This is a genomic window from Roseibium sp. AWQ4_290, from assembly GCF_056160985.1.
The window spans coordinates 1-20,845 of the sequence record NZ_JBSWYG010000009.1 but is presented as its reverse complement, the minus strand read 5'-3'; the positions used below and the strand labels follow the sequence as shown (position 1 = coordinate 20,845).

Below are 20,845 nucleotides of genomic sequence, written 5' to 3'. Positions count from 1 at the left end.
GGTTCGGTTGCTTCAATGGTCACAAGGGGAGCCCCATGAGCCAGTCCGACAGTCTGCCCGCCGCAAGCCGCCTCAACAGCTACCACGCGCCCGGCGATTATTTGGACGTCTTTTCCGTACCGATTGACGGTCGGCCGGATCTGGAACGCGCTGATATGCGTGTGCTGGCCGACCATATTCTGATGGCGGATTTAGGGTGGATGAACACACTGCTTTGCCTGCGTGACAAGATCACCGGCCCGCTTGGTCTGAAAACAACGGCAACGCTCGCAAAGGAGCAATCCGGCTTGCCGCTTCATGACAGGCAACCGGGCGACCGGGTCGGTTTCTTCAAGATTTACCAGATTGATCAGAACGAAATCATCCTTGGAGAGGATGACTGGCATCAGGATTTCCGCCTGTCGGTGTTCAGGACCGGGGGAACGGTGCCGCGTCTTTATGTGTCAACCTGCTGCAAGCGCCACAACCTGTTCGGCCGCGCCTATCTGGCCACGATCCTTCCATTTCACAAACTGATTGCCTCTGCCGTTCTGGACAACGCGGTCCGGGAGGAGCTTGACCTTTCCAAAGCCGCGTGATCAGGTTAGAAGGTGCCCGGTCTTGCGCCAGACGCGTGTGCCCTGGGTGGTGCGGACCGATTGTGTGCTGCCGGCGGGCAGGCGCAGCCAGGTGCCCTGGTCATAGCGGCCGTCATCGTCTTCGAAACTGCCTTCCAGTACGAAATATTCCGCGCCGCCCGGAAAGGTCTGTTTTGAGAATTTCGAGCCACGCTCCCAGTCCAGCATGACGACTTCCTCCTCTGGACGCACAAAAAGAGGCAGGATTGTTTCGCCGGGGCGGCCGGATTGCCAGCCGGACGGGTCAAGCGTGTTGACCCGCACGAAACTGTCATCCTCAGGCTGCATCTGGCGCAGCTTCACCAGGATGACCGCACCCGGATCGCTGGACGGCACATGGCGGGAGCCGGGCGGGTTGCGCACATACATGCCCTTGGGAAAGTCACCGCTTTCGTCGGAAAAGACACCGTCAAGCACCAGAAATTCCTCGCCCATATCGTGGGAATGGGCGGAAAAGGCTGAGCCGGGCGCATAGCGCACCAGACTGGTGGCGCGGGCAACTTCCGCACCGTCCCGCTCCAGCATGCGCCGTTCAACGCCGGCCATGGGCGAGGGCACCCAGTCCAGAGTGGCGCTGTCGACATGGACTCTTTTTGTCAGGTCCGCGTGAATCTGCATGTTGTCTCTCCCGCTCCTCCTTTCCTTCACTAAATGGCGCGGCCGGACCCGTTTTGAAGGGGATAAGGCGTTTTTTACCCGAACGGCATCCGGTTGGTCGAAAGCGGTGCCCCAAACGAAACGGGCGCGTCGGAAAGCCGGATTGGGAACGGTGTGCGCAGCGCTTGAAACTGCGACGGCCAAGCGCTTATAAGCGGGCTGGAAAAGCCCGTGGAATTCAGGGAAAACGACGGCAAACGGCGCTGCAGACTTTGCATTGGCTGCGGAATCGTGCTGACTGCGGGTCTGAAGATGCAAGATGAGGTGGAGTTGCCACGGCGCCCGGGCGTGTGCCGCGTTTCTGAAGGGTCAACTTGATCTGCCGTTTGTGGTGAAGTCTCTGATTTCAAAAAGCAGTTGGCAGGTCCGATGAAACGCAACGTGCTCATAAAGTGCCGGCCAGGAACGCATGACGGTTGAGATCGATATCGGGGAAATGACGGGGGGATCGCGCGCCGCACTCGACTTGGAAGAGTTGCTGGCAACGCGTCTCCTTGTTCAGGGCAATTCCGGTTCGGGAAAATCCCACCTGCTGCGCCGCCTTCTGGAACAATCGGCCAGCTGGGTGCAGCAGGCCATCATTGATCCGGAAGGGGACTTTGTTTCTCTTGCCGAAAAATTCGGCCATGTGGTGGTCGATGCGGTTGGCACGGAAAAGGACCTGCAGATGATTGCCGGGCGGGTGCGCCAGCACCGGGTTTCGGTCATTCTCAATCTTGAGGGACTGGATGCGGACAGGCAGATGAAGGCCGCCGCCACGTTTCTGGACGGCCTTTTCGATGCGGACCGGGATCTCTGGTATCCGATGATTGTGGTGGTCGACGAAGCCCAGCTGTTCGCGCCTGCTGCGGCCGGAGAGGTGACCGAAGAGGCCCGCAGACGGTCCCTTGGGGCCATGACCAACCTGATGTGCCGGGGCCGCAAGCGCGGACTGGCCGGGATCATTGCCACCCAGCGATTGGCAAAGCTGGCCAAGAATGTGGCCGCTGAAGCCTCGAATTTTCTCATGGGCCGCACCTTTCTGGACATCGACATGGCCCGCGCTGCCGATCTTCTGGGCATGGAGCGGCGTCAGGCGGAGAGTTTCCGCAATCTGGACCGGGGCAATTTCATCGCACTTGGACCCGCCCTGTTCCGGCGTCCCGTGCCTATCAAGATCGGACCGGTGGAAACCATGGGGCGCGGTGGCAGCCCGAAACTGATGCCGTTGCCCGAACAGCCCAAGGAAGACGCCAAGGATCTCATTTTCACGCCGTCTGCCGACGAGATGCCGCCGGCGCGCCAGAGGTTTGTGGAGCCGGTTGTTTCCACGGGAGAGGTGCTGGATCAGCTCACAAGTGCCGAACGGGCGAATGAAGCGGCAGAGCCGCCTGCCGAAAGCCTTTTGGATTTCGGTGAGCGCGAAGAAAAGATCTCTGAGATCATCGCCGGGATTCTGGAGGATGACGAAGCGGCCTTTCAGCCGATTGCCACCCTTTACCAGGATTTTCAGGTGCGCTGCCGGATTGCCAAACTGGCTGGCGGAACCCCTGACCTTCAGACCTTCCGGGAAAAGCTCTCGGTCGCCCGGGCCGGGGTGGAAAAGGGCGAGATGGATGACGGCGCCTGGGCGCAGGCCGAACTGATTGCGGCCGAACTGCCGGAAGATATGCGCGGTGTCTATCTGCTTTTGGCCAAGGCCGCCCTGGCCAAGGCACCGTGTCCGGGAAATATCGAGATTGCCACTGCCTATGGCACGCGCTCTCCGGGCCGGGCCCGCTGGCTTTTGAGCCATATGGAAGAGCGCGGCTTCCTGGTCTGCGCCACGGATCTGCGCGGCAACCGGATTGTCACGCTGACCGATCTTGGCTGGCAGACCGCCCCCGGTGATGAGGCTGCCGCCTGACGCGGCCAGGCTATCAACAAAGCCTGACACAGATGTTATGCAAGATGTGTTGATCATGCTTTCGGCCTGCGTATCTTTTGGGGACTCAAGAGTGTGCGGCGTTCATCTGGCTTCAAACCGGTGACATGCGACCGGCTCTGGTTGGGCAAAAAGAGGTGCCGATGCGGCGGCTGATCATTCTTCTGTTTTCCCATGGGGCAGTGCTCGGCTTCGGCTTTGCCCTCGGCGTTTATATGCTGCCCATTCTGACGGCCCCCAAGGGGCCGGATGCAGCCCTTTTGGCCGCCGCGGCGGGGGAGGCGCGCTATCAGGCCACGTTCAGCCGGGATCTTGAAGGCAGTGACTTTCTCCATTGGGGCGAGGGCAAAGTCAGTCTCTCGCGAACCCGGATCACCCATGAGGGCGCGCTTGCGCCGGGCCCGGATTACAAGCTCTATCTGCTGAAATCCTTTGTGGAGGATGAGGCCGGATTTGAAGAGGTGAAGGACACCGCGCTCCGCCTGGGGGATATCAAGACTTTCGACGGCTTCGTCGTCGATCTTCCGGAGGGCGTTCGCCTTGAAGACTATACGACAGTGCTTGTGTGGTGCGAGGCTTTCGGGGAATTCATCACCTCCGCCAAATACCGTTGAAGCACGGCTTCTTGCAAGGCTGGTGGTCAGATTGCAGGGCGCATGCGGCCGGGCGCCCGACTGTGCGAGGCGCCCTGCGCTTTAGGAGCGGAAGTGCGGGCGAGCAGATAGTCCAGCTGGGACAATTCAAGCGTGATGCCGTCAATGGTCCGCGCCAGCACATTTTCCATATAGCTGCCTGCGGGCGCCCGCTCGCGGATGGCCTCGGCCCGGTCGCGGGCCTTGCGCAAATAAAGGATCATCTGACGCACATCCTGGGCCGTCACTTCAGTCGCCGTGACGGCGCGGGGGGCTTTCGGCAAAGACGCGCGCATCACGGAAAGCTGCTCTTGTAACGGGCTGACAAACTGCATCGCTGATCTCAAATGTTCCTATTTTGTTCTTATTTAACGCAAGCGGTGCGCAGGATCAAGATGTCGCTGCGGATTTTTCCGCTGTAGCGCTCTCAGCTCCTTTGTGGCCAGGGCTTTTGGCAATCGGATCAATCAGATCTGGAAGGGCGTCGCCCGGGTGTGAAAAATTTCAGAAATACTGCTCTTGTTTGCCGTGCGGGACGGGTTCTTGAGGACCTTGTGGGGGCGGCTGCGGGCGATATGTGCGCAAGCGGCACGCCGGTTTTGCTTGACAAGGCGTCGGCGCCCGCCATCTTGAACGCGGCCAGATAGTCTTTTCCCGGGCAGTGGTTCTGAGACCGGCACCCGGGCCAACATGAATGAGTGACCCTTGAAGATCGGAATTCTCCAAACCGGTGAAGTCCCGCAAGAGCTTGCGGCTGACCATAGCGACTATGATGCAAGATTCCGCGTATTGCTGGACGGGCACGGATTTGAATTCACCACCTACCGGGTCCTGGACGGCGAGTTTCCCGCGTCGGTCACCGAACAGGACGGCTGGATCATAACCGGGTCCAAATTCGGGGTCTATGAAGACCACCCCTGGATCGCGCCTCTGGAAGATCTGATCCGCCGGATTTCAGCGGCTGGGCAGAAACTGCTCGGGATTTGCTTTGGTCATCAGATCATCGCCCAGGCGCTTGGCGGTAAGGTGGCAAAAGCCAAGGAAGGCTGGATGATCGGCGCAACACGCTACCGCACAGGGGGGGAAGACGTGGTGCTGAATGCCTGGCATCAGGACCAGATTGTCGAACTTCCGGAGCGGGCAGAGGTCCTGGCCACCGCCGAGGGCTGCAAATTCGCCGCCCTTGCCTATGGCGATCAGATCCTGACCTGGCAGCCCCATCCCGAATATGACGGGTCCTTTATCGAAGGGCTCTTGCAAGTGCGCGGCGCGCTCCTGCCGGAAGATGTCAAGGCACGGATCAGTGCAAACCCGGAAAAAGCCAACGGCAATGCCCGTCTGGCCGATGAAATCAGTGCGTTTTTCCTCAGTGAAGCAGCTTCCGGAGTTTCATCCTGATCCTCTCATCCGTCCACTGTCGCTAAAACGTCATCGCGCAAGATTAGACAAGGAAAATGAGACGTTCCGTTCTTGTTTTCCTTACGCTTGCTATCACGCAGATTATAGGCTGGGGCGCCACCGGGTGCCTGGCGGTGCTGGCAGCGGGGCCTTTGCAGTGGCCCGGGCAACAATGCCGCTGGTGTTTTATCGAAAGGCGGATTATGCGGCAGCCATGTCTGCCATTGCTTTGCCCATGAACCTGATCAATGCCCTGGCCGCGCCCGCACTGGCCGGATTGCTGGTCGCCGCAGGCCCGAAAATGGTGCTGGCGAGCCTGACACTGCTCAGTTTAGGGGCCCTGTTTGGCCTGATGAATCTCAGCCGGGCCCGTGCGGCCCGACCAGCCCCCGGCAGCACCTGAACGGAGGCAAGCAGAGGTTGGCCAGTAGCGGTTCAGATCACGCCGTCATAGGCGTGTTCGCCGATCACGGCGGCAATCACGGTGAATGTGTCTACTGTCTGGGCCATATCCAGCGCTGCCCGCAACTCCGCGCGATTTGCAACCATATGTCCTTTTCCACCAAAGGCGCGGCCAAGGGCAGCAAAATCATGGCGGCCGAAATCGACCCCCTTGCGGGTCAGCTGGCGCGAGCGCTGTTTAAGTTCGATCAGGGAGAGGCACGAATCGACAAACACCACGAAGATGGGCGCAACACCCAGTTCCTGGGCGGTTGACAGTTCACCAATCACCATCAGGGCGCCGGCATCTCCGGAAAAGGACACGACCGGCCGGTCCGGGGAGGCGAGTTTCAGGCCGATCGCCATGGGGATGGCACAGCCCATGGTGCACAAGCCGGTGGACTGGATCAGGCCTCTCGGCTCATGGCAGGTCCATTGCTGGGAGAGCAGAATCCGGTGGGCGCCGCTGTCGGCCGTTGCCAGCGCCGTATCGGGCAAGGCCTTGCGAACTTCATCTATGACTGCCGCCGGTCCCCAGGTGCCGCCATCCGCAAAAGCTTCGCCAAGGGCCTTTTGCAGCTGTGCAATCTCACCCCCCCCCCAGGTCTTGCGGCCCGTCAGGCCGCCGCCAAGGGCGGTAAGGGCAGCGCCCGTGTGGGCCACGAAATTCAGCGTGGCCTGATGCATGTAATGGCTGTTGGGCTCGGCGGTGATGTCGATGACATTGATCCGGGCCGGGTCCCAGATTTCCTGCCAGCCGATGCGCATTTCAATCGGGTCATAACCCGCGCAAAGGATCAGATCTGCAGATTGCAGGAAGGGCTGGAGCAGCGCATCGGCTTTGGGCGACAGGCCGCCCGCGCCAAGACAGAGTGGGTGGGTTTCCGGCACAAGGCCCTTGGCCTTGTAGGTGGTGACAAAGGGCACCTGGAAGGTTTCGCAAAACGCCTGGATTTGCGGCCCGGCCTGATCGGCCACTGCATCCAGCCCGATCACCATGACGGGGCGTTCTGCCTGTGCCAGCCAGCCCCGGGCGGTTTCCAGATCAGTCCCGGCCGGAGCGCTCGGGCTCGCCTTCGGGCGCCGCCGTGGGGGCAGGGCGATCCTCTCATCGGCAACGGAAATCGGTACATCAATCAGCACCGGCCCTGCGCGGCCGTCGCTTGCAATGCCGACCGCCTTGTCGGCAATCACATCGGCGGCTTTGGCTGTCAGGGTGAAGGTGGCTTTGGTGACCTCGGCAAAGGCGGCCCGGTGGTCCAGCACCTGATGAGTGTACATTTCCGCCTCATGGGCATCAACGCAGCCGGTCAGGACAATCAGCGGCACCCGGTCCTGAAAGGCGTTGGCCACCACATTATACCCATTGACGACACCGGGACCGACCGTTCCCACAAGGATGGCCGGAGCGCCGGTGCGGTGCATCACGCCCTCGGCCATGAAGCCCGCATTGTTTTCATGTTTGCACAGGATAAACCTGATTCCGGCCCGCTCCAGCGCGTCCACGATCGTCAGAACCTCGCCGCCGGGCATTCCGAAGGCAAACCGGCACCCGGCTTCATAAAGGCGCCGGGCCACATAATCCGCCGCGCGCATCGTCTCAATCTCTGGCATTTGTCTTCCCGCACTCCAAAATCGTTTTGCTGGCCGGTCCCGGCGAGAGACCTTGCACGGCAAACAGAAACTGGCAATCAAAACCCGCAGCACCCGCTATCAAGATTGCCGGAGCGGTGCAGTGTGTTTGACGGTCCGGCGGGTCAGGTGGCTTTGCACGCCTCTTCAATCGCGCCGGCGACCAGGGCAATGCCGTCCCGGATGAGATTGGCATGGATGGAGGAATAGGCCAGCCTGTAATGAGATTTATCGGGAGAGCGATGGGCGAAGAAGGCATTGCCCGGTTCGATGAGAACGCGCTTTTTCCGAAGGTCAACGGCAAGCTGTGTGGTGTCGACACCGTCGGGTGCGCGCATCCAGAAGGAGGAGCCGCCGTTCACGTTCCGCACATCCGGGGTCAGGCCGAAGTCCCGGATACACTGTTCCATGATCGCACGCCGTTTCCCGAATACGCGGGCCATGCGAGTGATCTGGCTGTCATAGTGGCCGAGGGACAGAAAATAAGCTGTGGTGCGCTGGATATGACTGGGGGGATGCCGGAAAACGACACTTCGAAGCTCCCGCATTGCCCGGATCAGGGGCTTTGCGGCGACAACATACCCAAGCCGCAGCCCGGGAAAGATGGATTTGGAAAAGGAACCGACATAGATCACACGGCCAACCTCATCCATGGATTTCAGGGCAGGGGCGGGCGGGCTCGTATAGGTCATTTCGAACTCGTAATCGTCCTCGACAATCACGAAGCCATCCTGTTCCGCCCGTTTCAGCACGGCCTGCCGCCGCTCAAGTGGCATGGTGACGTTTGTGGGCGCATGATGGCTGGGCGTGGTGAAGACGACGTCCGCACCGGTGGGAATGAGATCCGCCGGCAAGCCGTCCTGGTCGACATCGATGGACGTGGCGACATAGCGCATCTGGTCGAAAATCTTGCGAAGCCCCGGATAACACGGGTTCTCGACGATGGCGTTCTGGCCGTCCGACAGCAGCAGTTGCGCGATCATCCAAAGCGCATTTTGCCCGCCCAGGGTGATAAGGAGTTCATCGGGATGCGCGCGAATGCCCCTGCGCGGAAGAATGTAACGCAGAATGTACTCCACCAGCATCGGATCATCATTCTGGTAATGATCATGGGTGAGCGTGTCGAAATCCTTGCGGCCGACTGCGCGCAAGGCGCAGGTTCTCCAGTTCAGATGATCAAAAAGATCCGGGTCTGATTGTCCGTAGATGAACGGGAAGCGGTAATCGGACCAGTTGGGCGGCCTCAGAATGTCGCTGCGCGATTGCGGGCGCTGGGCGAGCTTGAGATCCCAGTCAACACCGGCTGTCTCCGGGATTTGCGTGGCGGTGAAGACTGGCAGCGTCGGCGCTGAGCTGGCAACGAAATAGCCGGACCGGTCCCGGGATTCCAGATAGCCATTGGAGACCAGCTCCGCATAGGCCAGCGTCACGGTTGTCCGGGACAGGCTCAGATGCTCGGCCAGCCTGCGGGACGACGGCATTTTCTCATTCGCCGCGCAATGGCCGGACACAATAGCTTCAGCAACCATTTGCTGAATTTGTTGCTGTAAGGTCGCATTGCTGTTTTGGGGAAGCAGAAAGATTTCCGGAGGAATAGCCAAATTCCGTAACCTGTCACCCGATTTCGTTTGCCTTAGGCTATGTCCAACCGGTTCCTGGCGCAATCTTCAGGCGGGAAAGATCCGCAGCCCTCACTTCCCTGGCCAGCGCAGGGCCATACGCTCTCGACACCACTCCCGGCCGGACGGCTGTTTGAAGATTGTCTAAGGCCCTCAACCAAAAACGCGCGTCAGGGCGCCGTCAATCGCTTCAGTGATCGCGTCAATATCATCGGCCGTCGCAATAAGGGCGGGGGCGAGACACAGCGTGTTGTTCAGCCCCGGCAATGCCCGTGCGGTCGCGCCAATAATGACCCCCTGTTTCATACAGTCTGCGATCACAGCCTGGACCTGGGCTTCCGTTGCCGGTGTTTTGTCTGAGCGGTCGGTAACCAGTTCCAGACCGCAGAACAGGCCAAGGCCGCGCACGTCGCCCGCGGCTGCATGTTTTTCCTTCAAGGCACCGAGGTTGTCCATCAGTCGGGCTCCCATGGCCAGCGTATTTTCCAGAAGACCTTCGTCCTCGATGATCCTCATGTTCTCCAGCGCCGCAGCCGGACCGGCGGTGCAGCCGCCGAACGTTGAGATGTCCCGGAAGTGGCTCATTGGATCGGATGCATCGTCCTTGAACATGTCAAAGACCTCTTCGCGTGTCACCAGACAGGCAATTGCCGCATAACCCGAGGCAACCCCCTTGGCCATGGTCACCATGTCCGGCTGGATGCCATAATGCTGGTAGCCAAACCAGGTTCCGGTCCGGCCGACACCGCAGACAACCTCATCAAGATGCAGCAGAATGTCGTATTTGCGGCAGATATGCTGGACATGGTCCCAGTATCCTGAGGGCGGAGTGATGACGCCGCCACCGGCTGTCACCGTTTCAAGGCACAGGGCGCCAATGGTGTCGGGCCCTTCGCGCAGGATGACCTCTTCTATCGCCCGGGCCGCCCGCTCGCCATAGGTCTCCGTGTCCCATTGGGCGCGGTATTCAAGGCAGTGCGGCACTTCTACGAAACCGGGCGTATAGGGACCATACTGGGCGTTGCGTTCCGGCTGGCCACCCGCCGACATGGTTGCGATGGTCGAGCCGTGATAGTCCCGTTCGCGAAACAGGATCTTGTGCTTTTTGCCGCCATAGCGCTTATGCGCAATCTGGCGCACCATCTTGAAGGCTTTCTCGTTTGCCTCGGAGCCGGAATTGACGAAATAAACCCTGCTCATGCCCGGCATGCGTTCGATCAGCTTCTCGGCGAAAAGGGCGCCAGGAATGGACCCGGCGCTTTGGGCAAAATAATTGAGCCGCGTGATCTGTTCACTGACAGCGTCCGCGATGCTCTTGCGGCCATAGCCGACATTTACTGTCCAGACACCGCCAGACACGGCATCCAGATGCTCCCGGCCGGATGCATCCCACACCCGCATCCCCTTGCCCTCGACCATGACGCGCGGATCGCTCGTCTCATAGGCCTTGTGCTGGGTCAGATGGTGCCAGACATGGGCACGGTCCGCGCGGATAACATCGTCAAGATGATTGGCTGGGGCAGAGAAAGTCACTGGTATCGCTCCGTAAGGCGTGCTCGAGGGGCACAAGGATCCAACCGCGAAAGGAGAGGGTCTTTTCGGTGCAGTTGCCTAAACTTTCTGCTCAAAAATTCAGCGCGAGTAGAGCCAGATCGGCTCAAGTCTTAAGACCAGTGTTCCAATTCTATTGAAAGCCAGCGAAATACTGATCTTCATGACAAGGGCTGCAGCGTTTCAAGAAAAAGGTTGCACGGATCTGACGAATGGGCGGAGCCGATCGGACCAGCCCGTCCGGCGGGATTATCGAAGGAGAATGGGATGAAGATGATTGCTAAACTTCTGGCCGGTGGGGCGCTTTTGTTCAGCGCGCAAGCCGCCGCCGCCGCCGAAGAGCTGACAGTCGGCTACTTCCTGGAATGGCCGATGCCATTTCTGGCAGCCAAAGCCGACGGCGCCTATGCAAAGGCCCTCGGCATGCCGGTTAAGTGGGTGAGTTTTGAGACCGGCACTGCCATGTCGGCCGCCATGGCGTCCGGAGATGTGCAGATTTCTGTCTCCCAGGGGGTGCCTCCCTTTGTCGTGGCAGCGTCTGCCGGTCAGGCGCTTCAAGTGCTCGATGTGGCGGTGAGCTATTCTGAAAATGACAATTGCGTCGTCGCGGCCGATTTGGAGATCGACAAGGACAGCGCTTCGGAGCTTGCTGGCAAGAAGGTTGCCGTTCCGATCGGGACGGCCGCCCATTACGGGTTCCTGCGTCAGATGGAGCATTTCGGGGTCGATGTGTCTTCCTTGACTGTTGTTGACATGGCGCCGACGGATGGCGCGGCCGCCTTGGCTCAGGGCGAGGTTGATTTTGCCTGTGGTTGGGGCGGGGGGCTGTCGCGGATGAAGGAACATGGCAATGTTCTTTTGAGCGGGGCCGAGAAGGAAGAGTTGGGTATTCTGGTGTTTGATGTGACCTCCGCGCCAGCCGACTTTGCGGTTGAGAACTCGGAGCTGGTTTCGAAATTCCTGGCCGTGACGGCTGCGGCAAATGCGGAATGGGCCGCCAGTCAGCCGCCTGAGATGCTGGAGAAGATCGCCAAGGAATCCGGCATGGATCTTGACGCCACCAAGGCCTCCATTTCCACCTTCACGTTCCCGACGATTGAAGAACAGTTGTCAGAAAAATGGCTGGGCGGCAATGCACAGGCATTCATGAAAGGTGTCGCTGATGTCTTCGTTGAGGCGGGCAGCATCGAAAGCGCGCTCGACAGCTACGAGGACAGCGTGAACTCAGGTCCGCTCGCAGCCGCACAGTGAGACCGGTTTTCAAAGGCGGGTGCAAACCCGCCTTTTTCTCATCACTCAGACGGGTATCAGCACCATGGGCTCATTGAGCATTGAAAACCTTTCCATGCGGTTTGACCTTCCGGACGGTGGGCATGTGCAGGCGCTCAAGGATGTCTCTCTGGACATTCAAAAGGGCGAGTTGCTGTCGGTCCTGGGTCCGTCAGGCTGTGGCAAGTCGACCTTGCTAAATATCCTTGCCGGCTTTCTGGCTCCTACCGAGGGGACTGTCACGCTGAACGGGGCCCCGGTGACCGGACCTGGAGCGGAACGGGGCATGGTGTTTCAGAAAGGGGCGCTGTTTGAGTGGATGAATGTGCGCCGGAATGTCGAGTTTGGGCCGCGCATGAAAGGCGTGCCGGAGGCAGATCGCAATACGATTGTTGAGAACCTTCTCGACACGGTGGGTCTGCGCTCCTTCAAGAACAAGGCGGTTTACGAGCTGTCCGGTGGCATGCAACAGCGTGTTGCCCTGGCGCGCTGCCTGGCAAACGAGCCGGATGTCATCTTGATGGACGAGCCGCTTGGTGCGCTGGATGCGCTGACCCGCGAGAAGATGCAGGGTCTGGTGCTCGACCTTTGGAAAAAGACCGGCAAGACGATCATCCTGATCACCCACTCGGTGGATGAGGCCCTGCTTCTTGGAGAGCGCCTGCTTGTCATGGCGCCGCGGCCCGGGCGCATCCACAAGGAATACAGGCTTCCCTTTGCGGAGCGCGCGGTCGGCGCTGATCTGCGCAGCGTGAAGGAAGACCCGGCCTTTGGGGACATCAAGAAGGAAATTCTCGGCATGATCTGGGAGATGGAAGAGGAAATCATGAGCGGAGCTGAGGCATAACATGACGGGTCTGGTTATTCTCGCGGTCTATGCCGTCCTGTTCTTCGGCGCCTATCTGGCCCTGCGGCTCGTCCGCTCGTCCATGAACAAGGTGACGGATTTCACGTCGCTGAAGACGGTCACGTTTGGGGATGAAAGCGCGGTCTCCGCCGACCGGGCCGCCTCGGTGCTCTCGATCATCGTGGTGTTTCTGGTTTGGGGGGCGTTCACGGGCTCCAAACTGGTGCCGTTTCACGTTCCGGGCCCTTTCACGGGCACAACGTCCTTCATCTATGAGGCAGAGGCTCCCGATGGCAAGACGGCAGAGGCCACAGTCACCGTTCTGGTTCATGAGATGGGTGCGGATGTCGAGCAGCCGGCGCCGAAGCCTGCAACTGGCTTTGCTGAAAGTGACAGCGCCACGGTCGCCGCATGGCGCTCGGTTCTGATCCGGGCGCAGCGCAATGACGGAGACGGGGCCAAGGTGATTGCCGTTGAAGGCAAGCCGATTGTTCCCGGCGAGACGATAAGTGTTCCCCACGGATCGGTTACAATGACACGAAAGGGCTCGTTGAATTTCTCACCTGACAAGGGCCTGCAGATGGAAGCGATCTGGATGCCGCCGCCGGAAGCTGTTGTCAGCCAGCTGGTGCAGATCGCGCGCGAAGGCTATCAGAATGTCGCGCTGCTGGATCATGTCGGCTGGTCCTTGTGGCGGGTGCTGGCCGGGTTTGTTCTGGGGTCGCTGATCGGTATTCCGCTTGGCTATGCCATGGGGCTGTGGGGCTGGGCTCGGGGCTGGTTCGACCCCATTGTCGAATTCATGCGCCCTGTTCCCCCGCTGGCCCTCATTCCACTTGTGATCATCTGGTTCGGAATTGGCGAGAACGGCAAGATCGTGCTGCTCTTTCTGGCGGCCCTTTGGGTCATGATCATCTCGGCCCGGGCGGGTGTGTCAGGGGTGAATATCACCAAGGTTCATGCGGCCTATTCGCTTGGCGCTTCCAAATGGCAGGTGCTGCGCCACGTCATCGTGCCGAACTCGCTGCCGGAGATCTTCACAGGCGCACGTGTGGCGATGGGCGTGTGTTGGGGGACAGTGGTTGCGGCAGAACTGGTGGCTGCAGAAAAGGGCGCCGGAAAGATGATTGTGGCCGCCTCCAAATTTCAGGCAACAGACATTGTGATCATGGGCATTGTGTTGATTGGCCTGATCGGCTTTGGCATCGATATCCTCATGCGCAAGCTGGAAAAGGTGCTGGTGCCCTGGAAAGGGCGTTCCTGACCCCGTGAGCTGACTGTTCTGTCCGCTGGCGCCGGTCCAAGGGCGCTGCCCGTTTCGGGCGGCGTCTTATTTTGTTGCGTGGGCAACGTCAGAAGCCAAATCAAGCGGGCCTGATTTCGCGCAAAACCTTGGGGTTGGGAAGAGGGCCGTTCAGAGAAGACCGGTAAGTCCCTTGAGGCCGGTGACAAGAGCAGACAGGAACAGGACGCCAAGCGCGGCCATTCTGTAATGCCCTTCGCCAAGACGCTGAAAGACGAGCCCTCCAAGCGCGGTCCCGGCCAGAAGGGCCGGATAGCAGAGCGTCCCCTTCACCAAGAGGGGCCAGTCCAGAAGGTCGGATCCGGCGGCAATGGAAAGCAGCGCCAGCGCTGCCGTAAAGGCAAAAAACAGTAGCAGCGACGCGCGGCTGGTGGATTTATCAAGGCCGCGACCGAGAAAATAGGCGACGGCTGGCGGGCCGGGCATGGCGGCCAGACCGCCCAAAAGCCCGGCCATCGCACCTGCGGCCACCGCAGGTCCCCGGCCCACCGGAATCCGGAGGTTGAACAGAAGCGCCGCCAAACCAAACAGCACCACAAGGGCAATCGCCAGACGCATCACATCCGGCGCAAGCTGCGTGGCGCAAACCGCGCCAATGGGCGTCAACAGGACCGCGCCCGCGCACAGTGGCATAAGAGCACTGCGGTCCAGGCTGTTGTGGTGGCGGTAGAGATCCAGGGGGGCGGCGGCAATTTGCAGGATCTGGGCCAGAATGACCGCGTGGACCGGCGAGATGCTGAGGCTGAACAGCGGCACCGCAGCAAGGGCAAAACCGAACCCGGTGATCCCGCGCAAAAACCCGGCCGAGAATGTGGCCGCAGCCAAACCTGCAAAGATCTCCATCAGTCGAAATTCATGACGATGGTTTTCGACCGGGTGAAATGCTCCACCATGGCCTCTAGAGAGGCTTCCTTGCCCAGGCCGGAGCGCCCGAACCCGCCATAGGACACATTGGGCTGAATGGTCAGGTTCTGATTGACCTGCACATAGCCCGCATTCAGCCGGGACGTGCTGTCGAGCGCCGTCGACAGGCTTGTTGTCCAGACCGAGGCGGCGAGGCCGTAATGGGTGCTGTTGGCAAGGCCGATAACCGTTTCATAGTCGCTCCAGCCTTTCACCACCGCGACGGGTCCGAAGATTTCCTCCAGAACACAGGGGTGATCGTCGGGCAAGCCGGTCAGAAGGGTTGGCTGGAGAAAGAGGTCCGGCGAAAGATCCGGACTGTCTGGCAACCGGCTGAAGCGTCTGACCGTCGCTCCGCCTGTTGCCTCGGCCTGGGCAATATAGCTCCTGATGGTGTTGGCCTGCCGCGCATTGATAATGGTGCCGACATCGGTTGCCTCGTCCAGAGGATCTCCGATTTTCAGCCTGTCGAGTTCTTCTCCCAGCCGGTCCAGAAAAGCCTCCAGCAGGCTGTCATGAACGTAGATTCGGCTGGCGGCGGTGCAGCTTTGGCCCTGACGGGTGAAACGCATTCCTGAAATGGCGCCTGCGACAGATTTTTCCAAATCGGCGTCTTCGCAGACAATCATGGCGGATTTTCCACCCAGTTCCAGGGAGACAGGAATGATGCGGCTGGCGCCGATTTTGTAGATTGTCTCGCCAACGGCCTCCGAGCCCGTGAAGGTGATCTTGGCAATATCCTTGTGCCGGGTCAGGGCTGCGCCGCAGTCTGAACCGGTGCCGTTCACCACATTCAGCACCCCCTCCGGCAGGTGCTGACGCAGGATGTCTGCCAGCAGATAGGTTGCAAAGGGCGCCTCTTCGGAGGATTTCACGACCACCGCATTGCCCGCCACAAGGGCCGGGCCGACCTTCAGGGCAAACAGCACCAAAGGCACATTCCAGGGCACAATCGCCGCCACAACACCCAATGGCTCTCGGGTGGTCATGGTGAGCATGCGCGGGTCATAGGGGATGGTCTGACCCTTCAGCTCGGAGCCAAGATTTCCGTAAAAGTCGATGATATCGGCAGCAACGGCGATTTCTCCCCGGCATTCCGTGCGGATCGCCTTGCCTGTTTCCCGGGCCAGAACCTGGGCGATCAGCTCGGCCTGCTCGGAGAGGGCCCGGGCTGCGGCGGAAACGCATTTGCCGCGCGCGCGCGCAGGCATCTGCGCCCAAGACAGCTGGGCTTCCTTTGCCGAAGCAACTGCCGCTGCCACGTCTGTTTCGGTTCCGGCTGCCGCCTGTCCAAGGACCTTGCCGGTTGCAGGGTTTCTGACATCGAGTGACGCTTCGGCGCGGACCCGTCCACCGCCGATCAAATGCACTTGCCGATAGGTTTCGAACACGGCGTCCGGCGTTGCCGGAAGCGTCAAAGGGGTGATCATGAAAAGGGTCCTCCACCGTAACTGGTCAGGCTAGCACCCTATCCGGCGCGCGGGGAGGGGCTATAGGGCCAGAAATCTGCTTTGATAAGACCAAAATGTGCTGGTTCTGGGAGACGAAAAAGCGAGGGGTGGCAGGGCGCTGTCTGAACGTTCCGGCGGCGCGTTTGCGGAACAAGACCGGGCGTCTAGGGTCTGGTGATCGAGAACGGATAGTGTTTGAGAGGTGTTCAAGCCGACACGCGCTGGCCACGGTCTGGGATCTAGCGCACAGTCCCCGATTTCCACCTTGAAACGCCTGGGCATGGTGAATTTGACAATTGCCTAAACTCGGCAGGGTCTTTTTACTGCCGGGAGATGAAGGGCTTACCCGCGATACCACCTCATATCCTGAACCAGGTCTCGGACAAATTCGTTGAAGGCCTGGCACTGGCTCTGGCGTCGGACGACGACGGCGCCGTGATGTATCTGCAATGGTGCAACAGCACATTCACCCAGATCACCGGATATGAGCGCGAAGAGGTCATAGGTGCACGGGGCACTTTGCTGATCGGCGCAAGCACGGAGCAGGGCAACCATCTCCTCATCATCGAAAAGCTGATGAATTGGGAGCGCTTCTCCATCAAGACCCACAACAACCGCAAGACGGGCGAAACATACTGGCAGAAGATGAGCTGGACCCCCTTGTCGGATCCGGACAGCGGCAGCCGGTGGTGGCTGTGTTCGCTGATTGAACTGGACGAGACGCCTGCATTGCCCGGGGCTGAGCCTCTCGCCTCTGTGGCACCATCCGGCAGAGCCCGTGCCGCCGACCGGGAGCTGCTGGACTGCAGGGAGCGCATTGAGCAGCTGGAGCGGGAAAACGCGCGCCTGCATGAGCTTGCAAAAACGGTGACACGCGAATCCAAGGAAGACGCGTTGACGGGGCTGTCCAACCGGCGGCATTTTGAAGTCGAGCTGAAGTCCTGGATCGGAGCTCTACAGCAGGGCGGACCGGAATTTGCTGTATTCTATGTTGATCTCGACCGGTTCAAATCCGTGAACGACACGCTTGGCCATGATGCCGGGGACCGGCTGCTGGTCTCGGTCGCCCAGATGTTCCGGCGCCTGACCAAGGACGGCGACTTTGTTGCCCGCATCGGCGGCGATGAATTCATCATTTTAAGGCCGCTCAGCAAAAGCGCGCTGGACATCAGCAGGCTGGCCGATGCGATCGTGCAGGAAATGCACGCCCCCTTTGCCTTTGAGGGCAAGTCGACCTTTTGCAGTGCAAGTGTCGGCGTTACGATTGCCAATGCCCATATGGCAAGCCCGGAGCAGGTTGTCGCGGATGCGGACACGGCTCTTTATCACGCCAAGACAAATGGGCGGGGGCGGTGGTCGTTTTTCACCGAAGACATGCATGCGGAGGCTCTGGCCAGCAAGCGGCTTGTGACCGAGCTTTTGCTCGCCTGCGAGAAGAACGAGTTCGTGCCGTATTTTCAACCCTTTGTGGAGGCCGAGACCGGCTGTGTTACCGGCGCTGAAGTTCTGGTGCGCTGGGACCATCCCCGCCTGGGGCTGCTGTCCCCCGTTGCGTTTCTGGAAACGGCTGCCAGCGTGGGCATCTTGAAGCGTATTGATGAACTCGTGTTCCGGGCGCTGCCGGACGGGCTCAAGGTTCTGGACAGTTCAGGCGTGGACCTGCCCAATATCTCGATCAATGTGTCTGCTGGGCGGCTGGCCGACCCGACCTTGATCCATGATCTGAAGAATTCGGGTATCGTTCCGAAGAGGCTCGCCATCGAGATTCTGGAATCGGTCTATCGGGAGCGCATTGGCGACGTGGTTCACTGGACCCTGGGCGAACTCCGGGAGCTGGGCGTGACCATCGCGCTTGATGATTTCGGAACGGGGCACGCGTCCGTACAGGGGCTCTTGAAGATCCGCCCGTCCGTTTTGAAAATCGACCGCCAGTTCATTCAGCCCATTGTCGGCGACACAACCGCCCGGGCGCTGGTGGCCTCGATCATCGGGATCGGCAAGAGCCTCGGAATGACCATCGTCGCGGAAGGGATTGAAACCGAACGCCATGCGCAATTCGCATCGGATATGGGATGCGATCTGCTGCAGGGCCACCACTTCGGACAGCCCATGTCTGCGTCCGATCTCAGCAGTCTGCTGGCCGCCTCAAAGGGGCAGGTCTGGGTCCGCCAGACCGCAACCGCGCATTAAAAGTAGGGGTGTCAAAGAGAAGAAAATGGTCGGAGTGAGAGGATTCGAACCTCCGACCCCCTCGTCCCGAACGAGGTGCGCTACCAGGCTGCGCTACACTCCGACTTGCTGTTTGGATTTTAGCTCAATCCATCGGGAACAGCGGGCAAGGCCTCGCTGTGTGGAGGGTCATTTAGCAAAGCTCATCTCATCCCGCAAGCGATTTGCCGGTCCGCCCGCCATTTTTTTGAAACTGTGAACAAGACCAGCCGCATAGCTTGTCCGGCGGCCCGTATTGTCCCGGAAAAGACAGGACTTTTGACAACAGACATGATGCCGTCAGGCAGATCTGGGGAAAACTAGGCTGTGCGCCGGAGAGAATGGGGGCGGCAAGGCTTGCGCTTCCGAAACGACCTCGCTATACAGCATCCCCACGGCCTTGGGGTGTAGCCAAGCGGTAAGGCAGCGGTTTTTGGTACCGCCATGCGCTGGTTCGAATCCAGCCACCCCAGCCAGTTTTCTTTTCGTGTCAGTTTTGATTTCGCCGGTGAACCAAGTGATTTTGGTGGGCCGTCTTCTGTGGGCGTTCCATAAAGTCACCCAGCTAACGCCTCAAGCCGCCCTCAAAAACATCCTGAATGATCGCCGATCCAGTCTGGCACAACGGCAATATTGGTTGGGGTGCGGCCATAGCCGCAAATGAAGATGAACACCCGGAACGGTTCGCCAGCGCGCACTTTGGCGTCCAGCTCGGGCACCTTGTAGGAATTCCGGTAGAGGCCGGGGATCAGTGCGCGGGTGGCCCGGTCGGCAAAGACGGGGTCAGGCTCGTCGCCCGGATGACGGACGCCGAAACGGTGGTAATTGGCCCGGTCCTGCTGCAAGACGGCGCCGAGGTCCGTCAACCGGGCGCCCCTGGAATTATACATATCGTCCGGGCCGATCACGGCCCAGTAGCTGCCGATCTCCCCATAGTCCTGCGCCAGGGCCGCAACGGTCTGAAACAGGCACATAAGTGCCAACAAAAGGGGTCTTGCCATGAGGTCTATCCTGAAATGAACGTTCTGAAACGTTGAAGGAGAGCCCATCACCATTCACCTGATTTGCCTTTCGCTGCCGGAACCCGGCAGTGTCAGGGCAAAAGACAAAACGCTTTGAAACCGTGTGAACGCGACCTGCTCGAACAAAAATCGGTAACAGTTTAAAAAGACGGGAGCGCAAAGCAACCGGTTTGTGGCGGTCGGCGCAACGGGCAAATGGGCAGACGGGTGAGCGCCCGCTTTAGCCGTCCGCCGTCCCGGCCTTCGCGCCAGGGCTTTTGGTATTTGCCTGGCTTGGGTCGCAAGACAGGTCCCGCATCAGGTGCAGGATGGCACTGGAGACGCTGTGCAGCCAGGGCAAGGCTGAGGGGCGTTCACAAGGGGGGCTTTCAGGAAAAAAGGTCAGGCGCAGGGATGGCCTCAGACCGGCAGGGGTCAAACATCATCGCTTAAAAGGGGCAAGCGCGCATACCGGATTTCATCCGATCCGACTTCCGCTGTCTGCCATCAGAGATGTCAGCGCAGGAGACAAACGGTTCTGACCCCATAGGAACGCGGCGCACATTGGGCCTCTGGCCGGTGCCGCCCCTAGTCTGACTTGCCTCAGCGCCGTTTGCCGAAACCCGGTTTGCTGCCACCGGCCGGGCGGCTGCGCCGTACGGGCTGGTCCGGGGTCTGGCTCGCCTTCTGGTCCATCAGCCGCTTGCGGGAGAAGAAATTGTGCGGCGAATCTTGGAGCGCATCGATGTCTTCCCGCAGCGCCTGCTCGGAGGATTTGAGAACCTGGGAGCGCTGTTTGCTCACCGCCCGTTTCTGGCCGATGAACTCAACCCCGCAGGTCAGGCCGTCTTCCCAGCGCCGTTCGCAGGTGGCTTCAAAATCTTCCAGATCGATCTGCAGCGTGAATTGCTGGGGCAGCAGGAAGGCCTGTTCGAATTCCAGTTTCGCGCCGTTTTCCGACAGGTTGCGCACGATACAGGGAATGGACCGCAGCCCCTTTTGAAAAAGGATCTTGCCCTTTTTCAAGGAGCGCATGCGCCGGGGGCGCTCTTGCAGGCCATCTGCCTCTGAAGACCGTGAGGCTGCGGCGGATGCAGGCGTGTCAGACTGTTTGTTCTCGGTGTTCTGGTCGTCGGGCATTGTCATTTCACATCTTCTGAGCGTTCGGATGAAAAGGCAGTCCGAACGGCTCTTCTTTTAAACAAGGACACCACTACTGTCCGGGAAAATTCTGACTAAGGATAAAAAAGGCCCGTTTTGTAAGGAGATAGTCTAGAATCGTGGTTGCAACGCCTGATTCATAATCTCTCCCAAAAACGGACCCAAGAATGACCCTAAGCGTTTTTCATCAGATCATAAAGCATCTTCCCCGCCGCCAGATCAATTCCCTCACCGCAGCCTATGCGAGTGACA

The 20,845-nt window shown here is 59.8% G+C and carries 18 protein-coding genes and 2 tRNA genes; 10 read left to right on the top strand and 10 right to left on the bottom strand.

Annotated features, from left to right (window positions below):
* The first annotated feature begins 35 nt into the window (after positions 1-35).
* A complete protein-coding gene (locus ACXAH0_RS10625; protein ID WP_475191037.1) occupies positions 36-578 on the top strand; it encodes a DUF2867 domain-containing protein in 543 nt (180 codons plus the stop codon).
* Here ACXAH0_RS10625 and ACXAH0_RS10620 read toward each other — a convergent pair whose 3' ends face one another.
* Positions 579-1,235, bottom strand: coding sequence for a cupin domain-containing protein (locus ACXAH0_RS10620; protein ID WP_475182852.1), 657 nt, complete (start codon positions 1,233-1,235; stop codon positions 579-581). It lies immediately after the preceding gene.
* 448 nt (positions 1,236-1,683) lie between these two features.
* Between ACXAH0_RS10620 and ACXAH0_RS10615 the strand changes: the two genes are divergently transcribed.
* On the top strand, positions 1,684-3,159 hold the full coding sequence (locus ACXAH0_RS10615; RefSeq protein WP_475182848.1) for a helicase HerA domain-containing protein: 1,476 nt from the start codon (positions 1,684-1,686) through the stop codon (positions 3,157-3,159).
* A 161-nt stretch (positions 3,160-3,320) separates the two neighbouring features.
* Entirely contained in the window at positions 3,321-3,791 is a 471-nt protein-coding gene (locus tag ACXAH0_RS10610) for a DM13 domain-containing protein (RefSeq protein ID WP_475191034.1), read from the top strand.
* A gap of 26 nt (positions 3,792-3,817) precedes the next feature.
* Here the strand turns inward: ACXAH0_RS10610 and ACXAH0_RS10605 are convergent, their stop codons facing one another.
* A complete protein-coding gene (locus tag ACXAH0_RS10605; protein WP_475191031.1) occupies positions 3,818-4,144 on the bottom strand; it encodes a hypothetical protein in 327 nt (108 codons plus the stop codon).
* Positions 4,145-4,514: 370 nt separating this feature from the next.
* Here ACXAH0_RS10605 and ACXAH0_RS10600 point away from each other — a divergent pair, with 370 nt between their 5' ends.
* Both ACXAH0_RS10600 and ACXAH0_RS10595 read left to right on the top strand, forming a co-directional pair.
* The gene (locus ACXAH0_RS10600; protein WP_475191027.1) at positions 4,515-5,207 is read left to right on the top strand and encodes a type 1 glutamine amidotransferase; all 693 of its coding nucleotides are present in this window, start codon (positions 4,515-4,517) and stop codon (positions 5,205-5,207) included.
* Between the two features lie 124 nt (positions 5,208-5,331).
* The gene (locus ACXAH0_RS10595) at positions 5,332-5,610 is read left to right on the top strand and encodes a hypothetical protein (RefSeq protein WP_475191022.1); all 279 of its coding nucleotides are present in this window, start codon (positions 5,332-5,334) and stop codon (positions 5,608-5,610) included.
* Positions 5,611-5,642: 32 nt separating this feature from the next.
* On the opposite strand, the gene ACXAH0_RS10590 is transcribed toward ACXAH0_RS10595, so the two are convergent.
* From ACXAH0_RS10590 to ACXAH0_RS10580, 3 genes are all read right to left on the bottom strand, one after another.
* On the bottom strand, positions 5,643-7,262 hold the full coding sequence (locus ACXAH0_RS10590; protein ID WP_475191019.1) for a thiamine pyrophosphate-binding protein: 1,620 nt from the start codon (positions 7,260-7,262) through the stop codon (positions 5,643-5,645).
* Positions 7,263-7,405: 143 nt separating this feature from the next.
* The gene (gene pdxR / locus ACXAH0_RS10585) at positions 7,406-8,881 is read right to left on the bottom strand and encodes a MocR-like pyridoxine biosynthesis transcription factor PdxR (RefSeq protein WP_475191016.1); all 1,476 of its coding nucleotides are present in this window, start codon (positions 8,879-8,881) and stop codon (positions 7,406-7,408) included.
* 171 nt (positions 8,882-9,052) lie between these two features.
* Positions 9,053-10,432: an aminotransferase family protein gene (locus ACXAH0_RS10580; protein ID WP_475182821.1), complete on the bottom strand. Its 1,380-nt coding sequence runs from the start codon at positions 10,430-10,432 to the stop codon at positions 9,053-9,055.
* 285 nt (positions 10,433-10,717) lie between these two features.
* Between ACXAH0_RS10580 and ACXAH0_RS10575 the strand changes: the two genes are divergently transcribed.
* The 3 genes from ACXAH0_RS10575 (at position 10,718) to ACXAH0_RS10565 (ending at position 13,830) form a co-directional block, all read left to right on the top strand.
* Positions 10,718-11,701, top strand: coding sequence for a taurine ABC transporter substrate-binding protein (locus ACXAH0_RS10575; RefSeq protein ID WP_475191012.1), 984 nt, complete (start codon positions 10,718-10,720; stop codon positions 11,699-11,701).
* Between the two features lie 94 nt (positions 11,702-11,795).
* The gene (locus ACXAH0_RS10570) at positions 11,796-12,566 is read left to right on the top strand and encodes a taurine ABC transporter ATP-binding protein (protein ID WP_475191007.1); all 771 of its coding nucleotides are present in this window, start codon (positions 11,796-11,798) and stop codon (positions 12,564-12,566) included.
* 1 nt (position 12,567) lies between these two features.
* Entirely contained in the window at positions 12,568-13,830 is a 1,263-nt protein-coding gene (locus ACXAH0_RS10565) for an ABC transporter permease (RefSeq protein ID WP_475191002.1), read from the top strand.
* 150 nt (positions 13,831-13,980) lie between these two features.
* Here the strand turns inward: ACXAH0_RS10565 and ACXAH0_RS10560 are convergent, their stop codons facing one another.
* The gene (locus ACXAH0_RS10560; protein WP_475182802.1) at positions 13,981-14,712 is read right to left on the bottom strand and encodes a sulfite exporter TauE/SafE family protein; all 732 of its coding nucleotides are present in this window, start codon (positions 14,710-14,712) and stop codon (positions 13,981-13,983) included.
* Entirely contained in the window at positions 14,712-16,202 is a 1,491-nt protein-coding gene (locus ACXAH0_RS10555; RefSeq protein WP_475190998.1) for an aldehyde dehydrogenase family protein, read from the bottom strand. The genes ACXAH0_RS10560 and ACXAH0_RS10555 overlap by 1 nt, the downstream gene beginning before the upstream one ends.
* A 354-nt stretch (positions 16,203-16,556) precedes the next feature.
* On the opposite strand from ACXAH0_RS10555, the gene ACXAH0_RS10550 reads away from it, so the two are divergent.
* Positions 16,557-18,413, top strand: coding sequence for a putative bifunctional diguanylate cyclase/phosphodiesterase (locus ACXAH0_RS10550; protein ID WP_475190995.1), 1,857 nt, complete (start codon positions 16,557-16,559; stop codon positions 18,411-18,413).
* A 26-nt stretch (positions 18,414-18,439) separates the two neighbouring features.
* Here the strand turns inward: ACXAH0_RS10550 and ACXAH0_RS10545 are convergent.
* Positions 18,440-18,516: transfer RNA gene (locus ACXAH0_RS10545), tRNA-Pro, on the bottom strand.
* Between the two features lie 316 nt (positions 18,517-18,832).
* On the opposite strand from ACXAH0_RS10545, the gene ACXAH0_RS10540 reads away from it, so the two are divergent.
* Positions 18,833-18,907, top strand: a tRNA-Gln gene (locus ACXAH0_RS10540).
* 108 nt (positions 18,908-19,015) lie between these two features.
* Here ACXAH0_RS10540 and ACXAH0_RS10535 read toward each other — a convergent pair.
* Together ACXAH0_RS10535 and ACXAH0_RS10530 are read right to left on the bottom strand one after the other, a co-directional pair.
* Complete coding sequence (locus ACXAH0_RS10535) at positions 19,016-19,432, bottom strand: hypothetical protein (protein WP_475190991.1); 417 nt, start codon at positions 19,430-19,432, stop codon at positions 19,016-19,018.
* Positions 19,433-20,035: 603 nt separating this feature from the next.
* Positions 20,036-20,578, bottom strand: coding sequence for a PilZ domain-containing protein (locus ACXAH0_RS10530; RefSeq protein ID WP_475190989.1), 543 nt, complete (start codon positions 20,576-20,578; stop codon positions 20,036-20,038).
* Positions 20,579-20,845: the final 267 nt, after the last annotated feature.